The organism is Coxiella endosymbiont of Amblyomma sculptum (assembly GCF_009883795.1).
Classification (GTDB): Bacteria; Pseudomonadota; Gammaproteobacteria; order Coxiellales; family Coxiellaceae; genus Coxiella.
This window is the reverse complement of record NZ_CP033868.1, coordinates 440,749-456,067: the sequence shown is the minus strand read 5'-3', so window position 1 is coordinate 456,067 and position 15,319 is coordinate 440,749. Positions and strand designations below refer to the sequence as shown.

Here is a 15,319-nt window from a genome sequence, read left to right as displayed (position 1 = left end):
AGCAATGAATAACGCAAAATGAATAACGCAATAGAAAAACACATTGAAGCTATTCTAACCCATTTAGGAGAAGATATTTTTCGAGAAGGATTGAAAGAAACCCCTCGTCGTTTCCTAAAAACTTTAGAATATCTCACATCAGGCTATCAAGAAAAACTGCATGAGATCGTCAAAAATTCTATTTTTCAATCTGATGTAAGTGAAATTATTGTTGTTAGAAATATTGAATTTTATTCGCTATGCGAGCACCATTTTCTCCCTTTCATTGGAAAGTGTCACATAGCCTATTTGCCGGACGGTAAAATTATCGGATTGTCGAAAGTTGCTCGTATTGTAGATATGTATTCTAAACGTTTTCAAGTTCAGGAAAATCTTACCAGACAGATCGCAGAATCTATTGCTACAGTCACCAATGCTAAAGGCGTTGGGGTTGTTATCGAAGCAAAACATCTGTGTATGATGATGCGAGGAGTAAAAAAACAAAACTCTGATATGACAACTGTTCTGATGCTTGGTGCTTTTTATCAAGACGACCGAACGCGATCTGAATTTTTCAACTTAATTAAGAATTGAGAGAGTGATGAGTATATCTTTTGTAAAGCCGAGGTGGCGGAACAGGACAGACGCGCCGGACTCAAAATCCGGTGGTAAAAAATACCATGAGGGTTCGAGTCCCTCCCTCGGTAGGGTATCGAAATTGTGAAATCGAAATTGTGAAAACGAATTTTTTCTCTTTTATTTTTACAGAAAGATAGTTCTCTTTTAGAGAGAATAAAAAAAGTTTGATTTGATTCGCGATTAAATCAATCGAATATCTTTCTTCGCCTATTAAATAGGATCCTTTTGTACAGAGAAGTTTGTCCAATTGGAATTTATAGTCTCTTCTTAGGAAATTCATTGAGTTTATGTATCCATTTTCCCAACTTATACAGTACACCTACTAGGTGTTCCAAGCAAAATTCAAAAGCGTAAATGTTTATGGTTGTCCCTCTAGACTGGAAGAAAAATCGCACTACTTTATCAATTACATCATAGATTTCCTTTTTAGGCGGAAAAGAGATCACAATCGTTTGTCTTGACGATAAAGAATTCAAAAGACTAAACAAATCTAGTATTTTTCGATGAAGAAGTTCGGTAAGTTCTTTATTTCTAGCAAAGTCTCGAATTTGTTCCGGCTCTGAAAGAATAGTTTGTCGAAGCATATAAATGCTCCGCAGTAACTTTCTTTCAAGCAAAAAAATAGATTGGTAGATAAAGCGTTTCTTTTTCACTCGAGGGTCTTCGTTTATGGCTTCTTGTAGTAAAACACTCTGTTTTAAAATATCACCAATCATATTATTTTCTATTTTCTCTTGTTCTTTTAAAGAATCAGAAGTTGGTTCATTAGTAATAAAAAATTCGAAAAGTGTCTGAAATTTCTGTAAGGTATGAGTAATGCTTGCGCGAAGGAGTTTTTTTGCGTGTTGAGGTAGAACAAATCGACTAACAACAATAGCAATTAAAACCCCAAGAAAAATTTCTAAAGTTCGATCAACGGCTGTTTTCAATGTCGGTTCTTGTGCGTCTAGTATCATAACCATAGTCGTAGCGCCTAATAATCCGAATTGAGCCATGTCTGTTGGACTGGAAGCTAAATAGGCAAAAATCCCTATTAGAAAAATCAATAAAAGTCGAATTACATCGGGATGATTTCCTATAAAAAATAAAGCTGCGGCCGCCAAGAACGCGCCTATAATTGTTCCTAACAGTCTAAAATACGACTTTATTATTGTTCCGCCAATTCGAATATTGGTGGCCATAACTACAACGATAGTAATCAAAATCCATTGTGGGATTGCTATACGAAACATTTCTCCTACAAAAGTACCTATCATACAAGCTAATGTGGTTTTAAAACTCGCAACGAGTCGTTCTCCTGATAAACGCTTAGTTAATAAAGAAATTAATTTCAATTTGTTGCAAAAGCCATCCATCAAATAAATGACGTTTAATTTAGTAGTTAACATACGAATTTCTTTTTATAAAAGACAATAGAAATTTTGATAGAACAGGAAAGTATGTAAAATCAGAAAAGAATCTTTTGTCAAAGCACGAATTTCCTGATGTCGTACAAATAACAAAACAAATAACAAAATACCGAGAAAGTAAGAAAAATATAAACAAAAAAAGAGATCGGGGATAACGGAACTCTATCTAGCAATCTAAACTTTGGTGAGAATTCTTCTAAAAGAAGATTCCATCTTTTCTGTACAATCCCCATAAATTTTTAATAACTCTTCTCCTTTTTCCATTCAAATCTTCTCAAACACGTCAACATGGAAAGACAACGTTTTCCTTTTTTTCCAAACAGAAAATAAATCTTAAGTTCTTTGGCGGAAGTTTACGAACAGAAGCAACATCTCTCTCTTCTTCCTAGAACCCGATTGCCTTTTAAGTTCAAATTAGCTTGGCAAGCAGTTTTGTCCCTTGCTGCCTTTTTTATCTAACGCGTAAATGTGATTCGCCACAATTCTTAATCCACCTGTAAAATTATCTTTCCCTACTGTTCCACAAACAACTAAAATAGCGCTTTTCTCTAATATCCCATCTACTTGTTTTTCATAAAGATCACCAAACAAAATTACTTCTACCATTCCAGTCTGATCTTCAAGAATAAGAACAGCCATCCGACTATCACTACGAGTCACCAGATCACGAATTGCCAATACCATACCGACAACCACTACCAAATCTTTTTCGAAAGAGGAGCAGGTGGGTAATTGACTAATGGGAATAGCTCCTACAGTATTTATTTCCTTCTTATAAGCTTGTAAAGGATGACCGCTTAGGTAAAACCCAAGAGTTTCCTTTTCAATTCGTAATCGTTCCTCATTGTTCCATTCTGGAATGGTCTCATAATCTTCGTCTTGTCTTATATCAAACAAATCGTTTTGTCCTGATTGAACATCGTGATTTTTTTGTTCCGCCGACTGCAACGCTTTATCCAGAGATTTAATCAAAGATGCGCGCGGGATTTTAAAAGAATCCATAGCACCTGATTTAATTAACGATTCCAATACGCGTCGATTAACCTTCCGAAAATCTATCCGATGACAAAGATCAAAAAGCCCTTTGAACGCTCCTTCTTTTTTTCGACAAAAATCAATATGTAAAACAGCAGCTTCTCCCACTCCTTTAATCGCGCCCAATCCGTATTCGATTTGGCCCTGAGCATTTACTACAAAAGGATACTGCCCATTATTAATAGAAGGTGAAAGCAATACTAAACCCATAGTCCGACATTCCCTAATTAAACCAATAATCTTATCCGTATTATCCATATCTGAAGACAAAACTGCGGCCATAAATTCAGCGGGATAATGAGCTTTTAACCAAGCTGTTTGGTAAGTAATCAGAGCGTAAGCCGCCGAATGCGATTTATTAAATCCGTAACCCGAGAATTTTTCCATTAAATCAAAAATTTGCTTCGCCAAACTAGGTTTTAATCCGCGAGCTACCGAACCTTTTATAAAAATCTCTCGTTGTTTAGCCATTTCCTTCGGTTTTTTCTTTCCCATCGCATGACGTAAAACATCAGCAGCTCCTAACGAATAGCCCGATAGCACTTGAGCAATCTGCATAACTTGCTCTTGGTAAAGAATAACTCCATAAGTCAATCGCAATATTGGTTTTAACGCGGGATGAACATAATGAACATTTTTCTTTCCGTGTTTGCAAGAAATGAATGTATCTACCATTCCCGACTGCAAAGGCCCCGGACGAAATAAAGCAACCAACGCCATGATATCAGAAAAATTATCTGGTTGAAGACGACGTATTAACTCTTTCATCCCACAGGACTCCAATTGAAACACAGCAGTAGTTGCGCAACTCTTTAAAAGTTCGTAAGTTTTTTTATCGTCTAGCAACACAGAATTAATATCTAAAAGAGGTTCTTTTTTCTTCTTCTGTCTTATGTTTACACTTTGTACTGTCCATTTGATGATTGTTAGTGTACGTAACCCCAAAAAATCAAACTTGACAAGACCAATTGCTTCTACATCATCTTTATCGAATTGAGTAACCACATGATTGTCACCATTGGTTTCTGCATAAAGCGGAACAAAATCCGTTAGCCTAGTAGGTGCAATCACTACACCTCCTGCGTGCTTTCCTGCGTTGCGTACCAGGCCCTCTAATTTCATTGCAAGACTAATGAGGTTTCTGACTTCGTCGTCTTCTGCATAACGTTTTGCCAGAAGCTTTTCTCGTTTTAAAGCTTTCTGTAGTGTCATTCCCAATTCAAAGGGAACAAGTTTTGCGACTTTATCGACGTATCTGTAAGGTAATCCCAATACACGACCTACATCACGTAATACTGCACGTGCTGCCATAGTTCCATAAGTAATAATTTGCGCTACAGCATGTGAACCGTAGCGTTTTATTACATAATCAATAACACGATCTCTCCCTTTCATACAAAAATCAATATCAAAATCCGGCATCGAAATACGTTCTAAATTCAAAAATCGTTCAAACAACAATTCGTGTTCTAAAGGGTCCAGCTCCGTAATGCCCAATGAGTAGGCCACCAAAGATCCTGCTCCCGAACCACGCCCAGGGCCTACAGGGATATTATTTTTTTTTGCCCATGCGACAAAATCGGCAACAATCAAAAAATAACCTGAAAATCCCATTTTTGTAATGATATCGGTTTCTGTATCCAGTCGCTCTTCGTATTCATATATTCTACTATTTGTTCTGAATTTACCAAATCGCTGTTTCAAGCCTTGTTTTGCTTGTTCACGGAAAAAAACTTCCTCGGTTTGGAAATTATTCGGAACAGGAAATTTAGGTACAAAAATTTCACCTAAGGTGATTTGTAGGTTACAGCGTTTAGCAATTTCCGAAGTATTTTCTAGTGCTTCAGGAATATCGAAAAAAAGGGTTTGCATTTCTTCAGTGTTTTTTAAATATTGCTGATCGCTATAGTCGCGAGTGCGATTGGGATCATTCAATACACATCCTTTTTGAATACATACTCGAGTCTCGTACGCTTCAAAATCTTCCTGAAGTAAAAAACGAACATTGTTGGTCGATACAATAGGAATATCGTAAGCCAAAGCTAATGTAGCAACAGAATTAATATACTCTTCTTCTCGATCTTGTTGAGTTCGATGTAATTCTAAGTAAAATCGATCGGGAAAAGATTTTATCCAACGCGCTAATCGTTTTTTCGCTACAGCGTCCCGCTTTTGTAGTAATGCTTGCCCAATATCGCCTTTTTGTCCTCCTGATAAAACAATTAATCCTTCTTTTAATTCGGACAACCACTCCCATCGAATAGAAACTTGTTCACGTTGGCGTCCTCCTTCAACGTAAGCTCGAGATAACAATTGAATAAGATGACGAAAACCCACTTGGTTTTGACAAAGAACCAATAAATGGAACAACCCCTTGTCTTCAGACAACCTCAATGCAGCTCCGATAATAGGCTTTATTCCTCTGTTCATAGCTTCTCGATAAAATTTAATAAGCGCGAAAAGATTCATTTCATCAGTTAAAGCCACGGCCGGCATTTTTAATTCTGAGACGCGTTGTAAAAGCTGATCCACACGTACTACGCTGTTACCGATCGAATATTCAGTACAAACTCTCAAATGAACAAACGCATTCATTGCTAACAATTTTCGCTTTTATAATGCATCATGCCGGTGATCATTTCTCAATCCCATGTGTTCTTGAAGGTTTATCGTAACGAAAAATTAATTTTTTCCGATCCCGGTAGCGTTCTAGTGCCAACTCAATCAATCGATCCAATAATGCAGAGTAGGATAATCCTATCGATTCCCACATTTTTGGATACATACTAGTGTCAGTAAATCCTGGAATCGTATTTATTTCATTTACTACAATTTGATTCTGAGTAGTCAGAAAAAAATCTACTCTCGCCATTCCAGAACATCGAACGACTTTAAAAGCATCAACAGCTGTTTTCCGAATCTTTCGGATTATTTCTTTTGAGAGATCTGTGACAATCAAAGTAGTCTTGACCCCACTGGAATCTATATATTTTGCTTTGTAAGAATAAAAATCGTATTTGTCGAATGCGATTTCACTTGGCAAAGAAGTTTGAAGATTTTCGTTGTTGTTTCCCAAGACAGCGCATTCAATTTCTCGTCCGAATATTCTCGGTTCAACAATAAGTCGATTATCATAACAAAAAATATTTTCAGCTCCTTTTTGAAATTCTATTGCATTTCTTACGAGACAAGCAGCTACAGAAGAACCTAAATTTACAGCTTTTACAAACAGTTCATCAGTTCTCCATTGATTGGTAAGGTTCGAATATACACCTTCCAATCGATCATTGGACCACAACGTATACCAATCAGCCACTAATATTCCTTCCGCTCGTAATAAGTTTTTCGTAACATCTTTTTGAATACAAATGGAAGAACTATGAATATCAGCACCTACATAGGGTAGGTTCAATACCTCCAGAAATCCTTGCAAAATACCGTCTTCCCCATGAGTTCCGTGAATCATGGGAAAGACACAATCTACCTTGTAGAAACTTTTTCCGTCGAGCGACCTCCAAGATCTTATTTGTTCTCCCAATACAACAGTAATGGGAGCACTCTTTCGAGTAGAGATCAAGTTCTGAGGAGTTTGAGTCAAAAAATTTTCGATGTGATCAATTAGGTACCAACTGCCATTGTGATCAATAAATACTACAGAAACCTCATATTTGTTGGGATTTAAAGAAACCACTACATTTCTAGCCGATTGGATAGAAATTTCGTGCTCAACAGAACGACCACCGCAAAGTACTGAAACAGAAAGCTTGTTTTTCATAGATTTTTACACAGTTTGCAATTAAATCCGTTTAGTACCACCATACAGAATTTAAATCAGCGCAGATTTACATTCAATCATGATGTGTTGAATAAATGTAGAATGTATATATTCTTTTTTCTTCTGAAATTAAATAATTTCAATTGTATTTGTCCTAAATAACAATTTTGCTAAATTTTACAACAACAAAATTGTCTCCTTTACTCCCACTCAATTGTCGCGGGGGGTTTGTTGGTAATATCATAAACTACACGTGATATTTCTCTGATTTCATTTATAATCCTCTGACTAACTTCTGCTAAGAATTTATAAGGTAATTCTGCCCACTGTGCTGTCATAAAATCTGTAGTTTTTACAGCTCGCAAAACTACTACATAACCGTAATGACGCGCATCTCCTTTAACACCAACCGATTTTATCGGCATAAAAACGACAAAAGCTTGATTTGTCGAATAGTAATAATTGTGCTTTTTCAATTCTTCGATAAAAATCGCATCGGCACGTTGCAATATATCAATGTACTTAATCTTAATTTCCCCTAAAATTCGAACAGCCAATCCAGGACCAGGAAACGGATGTCGATACACTACATTGTAAGGCAAACCTAATTCCAAACCTAATTTCCAAACTTCGTCTTTAAACAATTCCCGCAATGGCTCAATAAGTTTTAAATCTACTTGGAGCGGCAATCCTCCCACATTATGATGTGTTTTAATAACGCATCTTTTTTTTCCAGTTATTGTCTTCGCAGATTCAATAACATCTGAATAAATTGTTCCTTGACCTAACCAATTGGTATCTAATTTTTTAGCTTCTTTTTCAAAAACACGAATGAATTGTTCACCCAAAATTTTACGTTTTTCTTCTGGATCCAATACACCTACCAAAGATTTCATAAAGCGGTCTTTTGCGTCAATATAAACGATCTTTATACCCCACTTTTTGAATACACATAGGACTTCATCCGCTTCGCGCAAACGGAGCAATCCGGTGTCTATCAAAACACATACTAGACGATCGCCAATCGCTCTATGTATAACAGCTGCTGTTACAGCAGAATCTACACCACCAGATAATCCCACAATTGCTTTTTCTTTTCCTTTAATTGTGTTGCGAATATTACGAATACTGTCTGCAATGATATTTCTTGTCGTCCATATCGTTTGACACTGGCAAATGTCTTTAACAAATCGAGTCAAAATATTAAATCCTTGAGAAGTGTGAGTGACTTCAGGGTGAAATTGCAAACCGAAAAACTTTCGACGAAAATCAGCCATTGCCGCATAGGGAGAACTACTAGTTCTGGCAATAACCTCAAATCCCTGAGGCAATTGCGTAACAATATCACCGTGACTCATCCAAACATCTAACAAAGGAATGTCTTCAGTAGAGATGCGATCGCCAATATTTTTAAATAGTAGTGTAGAGTTTAGCACTTGCAATTCTGCGTAACCGAATTCGGCTTTGTTGTTCATAACCTTTCCACCCAATTGATACGCCATTGTTTGCATACCGTAACAAATTCCCAATACCGGGCAGCCAATTTTAAAAACGATAGAAGGAGCGCGTGAGGAACGACTTACGGTAACTGTTTCAGGACCTCCGGATAGAATAATACCTCGAGGATCAAAACTGCGGATGTTTTCCTCATCAACATCGCAAGAAACCAATTCGCAATACACTCCAATTTCTCGAACCCTCCGGGCAATCAACTGCGTATACTGTGAACCAAAATCGAAAATCAGAATTCTATGATGACAAATCTTTTTGGACACGCCATTACACACTTTCTAGTGCAAAATAAACAGAAACTTAAAATAAGATGTTCTTTTACTTTTCCAACGAATAATTAGGCGATTCTTTTGTTAGAACTACGTCGTGTATGTGGCCCTCTCGGGCTCCTGCGTTCGTTATTCGAATAAACCGGGTTTTTGTTTGCATGTCTTTAATTGTTTTGCATCCTGTATAACCCATTCCAGAACGCAAACCACCAATCAATTGGTGTATAACTTCTCGCAATGGACCTTTGTACGGGACACAGCCCTCAATACCTTCGGGTACGTACTTTGTTTGAATTTTCTGTGATTCTTGAAAGTATCGATCCGACGAACCATAGGTTCCAAACATAGCTCCAGTAGAGCCCATACCGCGATAAGATTTATAAGAACGACCTTGATACGAAATTTCTTCTCCTGGTGCTTCTTCGGTACCGGCGAACAAACCGCCAATCATCACAGTGTGCGCACCGGCTGCAATCGCTTTACAGATATCTCCAGAAAACCGCACTCCACCATCTGCAATAATGAAGATATTGTCGTTTCTCAATTCGGAAGCCACTTGCGCAATAGCAGTAATCTGCGGTACCCCTGTGCCCGATACGATACGAGTTATGCAGATAGAACCCGGTCCTATTCCCACTTTGACTGCATCAACTCCAGAATTGGCCAATGCCCTTGCCGCCGAAGCGGTAGCTATATTTCCAGCAATAACAGGTACATCTGGATAATTTTGCTTGATCCATTTTACCTGTTCGATCACCCGCTTTGAGTGGCCATGGGCGGTATCTATCACTAGAACATCAACACCTTCCGCTACCAAAGCGGAAATGCGGTCAGGATCTTCTTTTCCTGTGCCTATCGCTGCACCCACTCGCAGCTGTCCAGAGACAGTTTTACAGGAATCTGGATTTTTGTTTAAACGTAAAATGTCTTTCATAGTGATTAATCCACATAATTCAAAATATCTATTAACCATAAGAAGTTTTTCTATTCTATGTTGTCGAAAAAGATCAACGATTTCTTCTCTTGTAGCATTTTCTTTGACAGTAATAAGACGTTCTTTTGGAGTCATTAAAGTAGCGACTTTCTGTTTCATATCTAACGCAAAACGAATGTCACGACTGGTTATAATACCAACGAGTTTCTTGTCTTCTACGACAGGAAGGCCCGAAATATTGTATACGCTTGTCATTTTTTTAAATTCTCCAATAGTATTCTTTGGAGACACAATGATTGGATTGAATACAATACCGTTTGCAAACTTTTTTACTTTTCGAACCTCATTTGCTTGACGTTCGGGGCTCATATTTTTATGCAAAATTCCAATACCTCCCGCTTCAGCCAACGCGATAGCCAATTTTGCTTCGGTTACAGTATCCATAGCGGCGGATAATAGGGGAATATTAAGGGTTATGTTTCGAGTCAGATGAGTGGTGAGGGAAACATCTCCAGGTAGGACTTCCGAGTATCCAGGCAACAACAAGACGTCGTCAAAAGTCAGAGCTTTCTCGCTAATCCTCATCATAATTGTACTCCCTTGAATTAGCCTGAGAGTGTATCTATTTATCGGTAATTTGTCGAGTAGTAAAAATCAACCCTCTTTACACTTTCCTATGAGAGACAACATGAACCGCTGGATTTGTTTACTTTCACAATTTGTAACCCAAACAAAGCAGTGGAACTTCGGAACTTCTTGAACTTCTTCAGTTTCGATTACAGGACAATCCACTCCTGTAGAATACGGATCGCTCTACTGACATTACCAAAGTTTCAGCGGTCTTTTTTATGACTTCTTCATCGTATCCTTCTACCATTACTCGCACTACAGGTTCTGTTCCAGATGGACGTAACAATATACGACCCTTACCACGTAATCTTTTTTCTGCTTCTGTCACCACTTTTCTAAGAATTGGACACTGCACATCAAGTTCATCATTATCAACAGGAACATTAATTAAAATTTGTGGATATTTAACCATTACTTTCTTCAAATCCGACAGAGAATTGCTTGTTTTTTGCATAATTCTCAATACCTGCAAAGCAGTAATAATACCATCTCCTGTAGTAGTACGGCTAAGATCAACAATATGACCAGAAGATTCGCCTCCCAAGAACCAACCTTTTTGTTGTATTAATTCTAGAACGTAACGATCTCCTACTGGAGACCGTTCAAATGCAATGTGGTGGCGCTTTAGCGTTTGTTCTAATCCCAAATTGCTCATTACAGTACCTACAACTCCTAGTGGGTAGTTTTTTTTCTGAAAACGAAAACGGTCGATAGCTATAATGCACAGTAATTCATCCCCATCGACTCTAGCGCCACAATCGTCTACCATAATCAGTCGATCTCCATCACCATCAAAAGCTATACCAACATCAGCTTTGTGTTTAAGAACGCTTATTTGAAGCTGCTGAGTATCAGTCGCTCCGTATCCATAGTTGATATTAAATCCATTAGGTTCATCGCCAATAGTAATCACATCAGAACCTAACTCGTGGAAAATTCTAGGAGCAATGGAATAAGTGGCACCGTTGGCGCAATCAATGACAATCTTAAATTGTTTCAGAGATACACGAGAAGGAAAATTACTTTTGCAAAATTCGATATACTGATTATAGGATTCATACATTCGCGAAGATTTCCCTAAACGGTTGATCGAAACTGTACGCATTGGTTTTTCAATGTTTTCTTCAATTGCTCTTTCTAATTTATCGGAAAATTTAAAACCGTACTTATCGAAAAATTTCACTCCGTTATCAGGATAACTATTATGCGACGCGCTGATTACAATTCCTGCATCGGCGTGTGCAAAATGCGTTAAGTACGCAACGGCTGGTGTGGGTATAAGACCTGTCAATTTGGTGTTGACTCCGGCAGAAGACAATCCGGCTTGTAACGCCGATTCGATCATATAGCTCGAAATTCGTGTATCCTTTCCAATCAAAACAGTCGCTGAATGTCGATTATCTGCTAAAATCACCCCTATCGCCCAACCAAGTTTCAACATAAATTCGGCATTAATAAGCGACTTTCCAACTTGCCCTCGAATTCCATCGGTTCCAAAATATTTCTTTTGCATTCTTATTCCTTCTTATTCCTTTTTTCTATTTATATTTACAGTTTCGTCCCGAACGCAACTAGAGTAATCTTCGAGCATATTCAGCAATACAAATCGCTTCCCGACTGGCTTTAACGTCGTGAGTACGAACAATAGCAGCACCTTGATAAACAGCCAATACATCAGCAGCGATGCTTCCAAACAATCGATTCTTTGGCGGTTGATTTAAAACGTCACCGATCATCGATTTTCGAGACCATCCCGATAATATAGGCAATCCAAAAGACAAGAATTCAGAGAGACGATTCAACAAATAAAAATTTTCCTTTAAATTTTTTCCAAAGTGACCTTGACCAAAACCAGGATCAATAATCATTTGATTTCGTGAAAGTCCATAATTTTCACAGCGTTCTACAGCAGTTTGCAAATCTTTTTTCACAATGGCCAAAACATGCTCATATGAAACCGCACTCGATTGCCTTGGACCAGGGAAATGCATCAGACATACAGCGCTTTTTGATTTTTTTACAACTTTCAATGCGCCTTCAATTCGCAAAGATCGTTGATCATTAATAATATCCGCTCCAACGTCTATTGTTGCTTGCATAACTTGGGGGCGACTGGTATCAACAGAAATTAAAACATCGAAACGTTTTTTTATTCCTTCGACAATCGGAACCAATCGATCGAGTTCCACTTGAAGAGACGGAGAATCTGTATTGATATCCACTAGAGGATTAGTGGCTTCCCCGCCAATATCCAATATATCGGCTCCATCGCAAATCATTTTCTCCGCCGTATAAAAAGCAGAACTTGCATCAAAGTGAGGATTATAAAAAGAGTTGGGAGAAACATTTACGATTCCCATAACAACCGGATTAGAAAAGACAATTTCTCTATTTTTTCTTAGCTGTAGACGAAATTTCACTTCTGACATAGAAATATTTTACTCGATTACCATTAAGTCTTGTAACATTTCTTTACTCCTGATTCTTATTTCGAGAGAAAACAAGCTATACTGATTGGTCTTCAGAGGAAAGATTTTTTCCCGAGTACAGGAATTTGGATTCTTTCTCTTAGGAAGAAGGCAAATCTTTTTTTATCGACACTAAAGTATCACGATCTCCTTTGTCCTCTTTCCACTCCGGAGGTGGGGAAGGTTCTCTTCCAGACAAAATCTCTTTAATTTGCACTTCATTAATAGTTTCGTACTTAATTAATGCACTAGCCATAAGATGAAGCTGATCTACATGTTTTTCTAGAGTTCTTTTTGCTGTTTCATAGGCCGAATTAATAATACGGCGAACCTCTGAATCAATTTCTTTACTAGTCGATTCAGAAATGTCTTTATGTCGTGTTACAGAGCGTCCGAGAAACACTTCGCCTTCTTCTTCTCGATAAGTTAAAGGACCTAATTTAGGCGATAATCCCCATTTTGTCACCATATTACGAGCAATATCAGTCGCTTTTTCTATATCGTTAGATGCACCTGTGGTCACTCGAGATTTTCCAAAAATAAGCTCTTCGGCAATTCGCCCGCCAAACAATCCTGCCAATTGACATTCCAAAAGACATCTACTTACACTGTAACGATCTTGTTCCGGCAAGAACATTGTCACCCCTAAAGCACGACCTCTCGGAATAATTGTAACTTTATAAACAGGATCGTGTTCAGACATGTGTAATCCCACAATAGCGTGACCTGATTCATGATAAGCCGTCAGCTTTTTTTCTTCATCGCTCATTACCATGGAACGTCTTTCGGCCCCCATCATAATTTTGTCTTTTGCGCATTCAAATTCAGCGATTCCAACAGTCTCTTTATTTCCACGTGCCGCAAGTAAGGCAGCTTCGTTAACAACATTAGCCAAATCCGCTCCAGAAAACCCTGGAGTACCTCGAGCAATGGTAGAAACTTTAACATCAGACGCTACAGGCAATTTATTCATATGAACTTGCAGAATACGCTCACGTCCTCTAATATCCGGAAGAGGGACCACCACCTGCCGGTCAAAACGACCTGGACGCAACAAAGCAGGATCAAGAACATCGGGTCGGTTGGTTGCCGCTATTACAATAATACCTTCTTTCCCCTCAAAACCGTCCATTTCTACCAGAAGTTGATTTAGAGTTTGTTCTCGCTCATCATGTCCACCTCCTAACCCCGCACCACGATGACGACCTACAGCATCAATTTCATCAATAAAGATGATACATGGTGACTGTTTCTTTGCTTGATCAAACATATCTCGCACACGAGAAGCACCAACTCCTACAAACATTTCTACAAAATCAGAACCCGATATTGTAAAAAATGGTACTTTGGCCTCTCCGGAAACGGCTTTGGCTAAAAGAGTTTTTCCCGTACCAGGAGGACCAATAAGCAATATACCACAAGGCATTTTCCCACCTAGTCGTTGAAATTTGTTTGGATCTCTCAAAAAATCGACTAGTTCTTTAACTTCTTCTTTTGCCTCTTCTATGCCAGCTACATCATTAAAAGTTATTCTGATTTGATCTTGATTAAGCAATCGCGCCTTACTACGTCCAAACGATAAAGGTCCACCGCCACGACCTCCTCCTTGCATCTGACGCATAAATAGGATCCATACAAAAATCAAAACAAGAAAAGGCAACCAACTGATAAGTACGTGCAACAATAAACTTTGTTGTTTGGGAGGTTCGCCTTTTACATCTACACCTTTGATTATGAGTCGATTAATCAAATCTTTATCTTCTATAGGCAAATAGGTAGTGAAACGTTTATCGTCTCTTGTTATTCCTTTAATCTCATGACTTTGAATTACCACTCTGCTGACTTTATTTTCATTAATCGCTTGAATAAATTGCGAGTAGCTATAGGGCCGAACGTCAAGTTGACGTACACCAAAATTACTAAAAACTGTAATGAGAACAACCGCAATTGCTAACCAAAGCAATAAATTCTTAATCATTCCACTCAAGGTATTACCTCTTTTTGCGCCTGCCGATTATAGCCCAGAAATTCAGTAGCCAGTATATAAATTTCACTCGATTTGGATCGTGAAGCACTTGGTTTGAGCAGTTTGATTCTCTTAAAGTAGGAACGCAAACTCGTTAAAAAAACACTAGTATCCGGACCTTGGAAAATTTTAGCTAAAAACCCTCCTCCTTTGGCTATCAAAAAATTTTTAGAGAAATTCCATACCAATTCAACTAAATGTAATGATCTCGACTGATCGGTATTCTTAATGCCTGAAATATTTGGAGCTATATCAGAGATAATACAATCTGCTTTCTGTTTAGGTCTTTTACAGATCATCTCACGCAGACGACAAAGAGTTTTTATTTTACGAACATCCCCTTGGATAAAATCACCTTTTAAAAACGGATGCATAGGTAAAAGATCCACAGAAACGACCAATCCTTGGGGGCCGACGATTTTTTTAACTACCTGAAACCACCCTCCCGGTGATGCTCCTAAATCGATTACAGACATCCCGGATTTAAAAATCCCGTATTTTTTGTTAATTTCCAAGAGCTTAAAAGCTGATCGCGAAACATAACCCCGCTGTTTCGCACATTTGACATAAAAATCCTTTCTGTGTTCCTGGAGCCAGCAATTCTTACTTTGTATCATTAAAAAAATCTTGAAAATCTTGAATC

The 15,319-nt window shown here is 38.1% G+C and carries 9 protein-coding genes, 1 tRNA gene and 1 pseudogene; 2 read left to right on the top strand and 9 right to left on the bottom strand.

Annotation, left to right across the window (positions count from 1 at the left end):
* Positions 1 to 18: 18 nt before the first annotated feature.
* Positions 19 to 573: a GTP cyclohydrolase I FolE gene (gene folE / locus EGQ50_RS02130; protein WP_159748140.1), complete on the top strand. Its 555-nt coding sequence runs from the start codon at positions 19 to 21 to the stop codon at positions 571 to 573.
* 27 nt (positions 574 to 600) lie between these two features.
* Positions 601 to 686: transfer RNA gene (locus EGQ50_RS02125), tRNA-Leu, on the top strand.
* Between the two features lie 186 nt (positions 687 to 872).
* Here the strand turns inward: EGQ50_RS02125 and EGQ50_RS02120 are convergent.
* The 9 genes and pseudogenes from EGQ50_RS02120 to EGQ50_RS02080 all read right to left on the bottom strand — a co-directional run bounded on the left by EGQ50_RS02120 (position 873) and on the right by EGQ50_RS02080 (position 15,293).
* A complete protein-coding gene (locus tag EGQ50_RS02120; protein ID WP_246168931.1) occupies positions 873 to 2,006 on the bottom strand; it encodes an FUSC family protein in 1,134 nt (377 codons plus the stop codon).
* Between the two features lie 471 nt (positions 2,007 to 2,477).
* Positions 2,478 to 5,657: pseudogene (gene dnaE, locus EGQ50_RS02115) on the bottom strand (DNA polymerase III subunit alpha); the annotation flags it as partial.
* Positions 5,658 to 5,697: 40 nt separating this feature from the next.
* Positions 5,698 to 6,837, bottom strand: coding sequence for a D-alanine--D-alanine ligase family protein (locus EGQ50_RS02110; RefSeq protein WP_159748136.1), 1,140 nt, complete (start codon positions 6,835 to 6,837; stop codon positions 5,698 to 5,700).
* Positions 6,838 to 7,037: 200 nt separating this feature from the next.
* The gene (gene guaA / locus EGQ50_RS02105; protein ID WP_159748134.1) at positions 7,038 to 8,612 is read right to left on the bottom strand and encodes a glutamine-hydrolyzing GMP synthase; all 1,575 of its coding nucleotides are present in this window, start codon (positions 8,610 to 8,612) and stop codon (positions 7,038 to 7,040) included.
* Between the two features lie 55 nt (positions 8,613 to 8,667).
* Positions 8,668 to 10,137 (bottom strand): IMP dehydrogenase, encoded by a 1,470-nt coding sequence (guaB, locus tag EGQ50_RS02100; protein ID WP_159748491.1) that lies wholly within the window; start codon positions 10,135 to 10,137, stop codon positions 8,668 to 8,670.
* Between the two features lie 181 nt (positions 10,138 to 10,318).
* A complete protein-coding gene (glmM, locus tag EGQ50_RS02095; protein WP_159748132.1) occupies positions 10,319 to 11,695 on the bottom strand; it encodes a phosphoglucosamine mutase in 1,377 nt (458 codons plus the stop codon).
* 58 nt (positions 11,696 to 11,753) lie between these two features.
* Positions 11,754 to 12,611, bottom strand: a complete 858-nt coding sequence (gene folP, locus EGQ50_RS02090) for a dihydropteroate synthase (protein WP_159748130.1) — start codon at positions 12,609 to 12,611, stop codon at positions 11,754 to 11,756.
* A 139-nt stretch (positions 12,612 to 12,750) separates the two neighbouring features.
* Positions 12,751 to 14,637 carry an ATP-dependent zinc metalloprotease FtsH gene (gene ftsH, locus EGQ50_RS02085; RefSeq protein WP_159748128.1) on the bottom strand — a complete coding sequence of 629 codons (1,887 nt, stop codon included), beginning with the start codon at positions 14,635 to 14,637 and terminating at the stop codon, positions 12,751 to 12,753.
* A complete protein-coding gene (locus EGQ50_RS02080) occupies positions 14,634 to 15,293 on the bottom strand; it encodes an RlmE family RNA methyltransferase (RefSeq protein ID WP_159748126.1) in 660 nt (219 codons plus the stop codon). Before EGQ50_RS02080 ends, ftsH begins: the two co-directional genes overlap by 4 nt.
* Positions 15,294 to 15,319 lie beyond the last annotated feature (26 nt).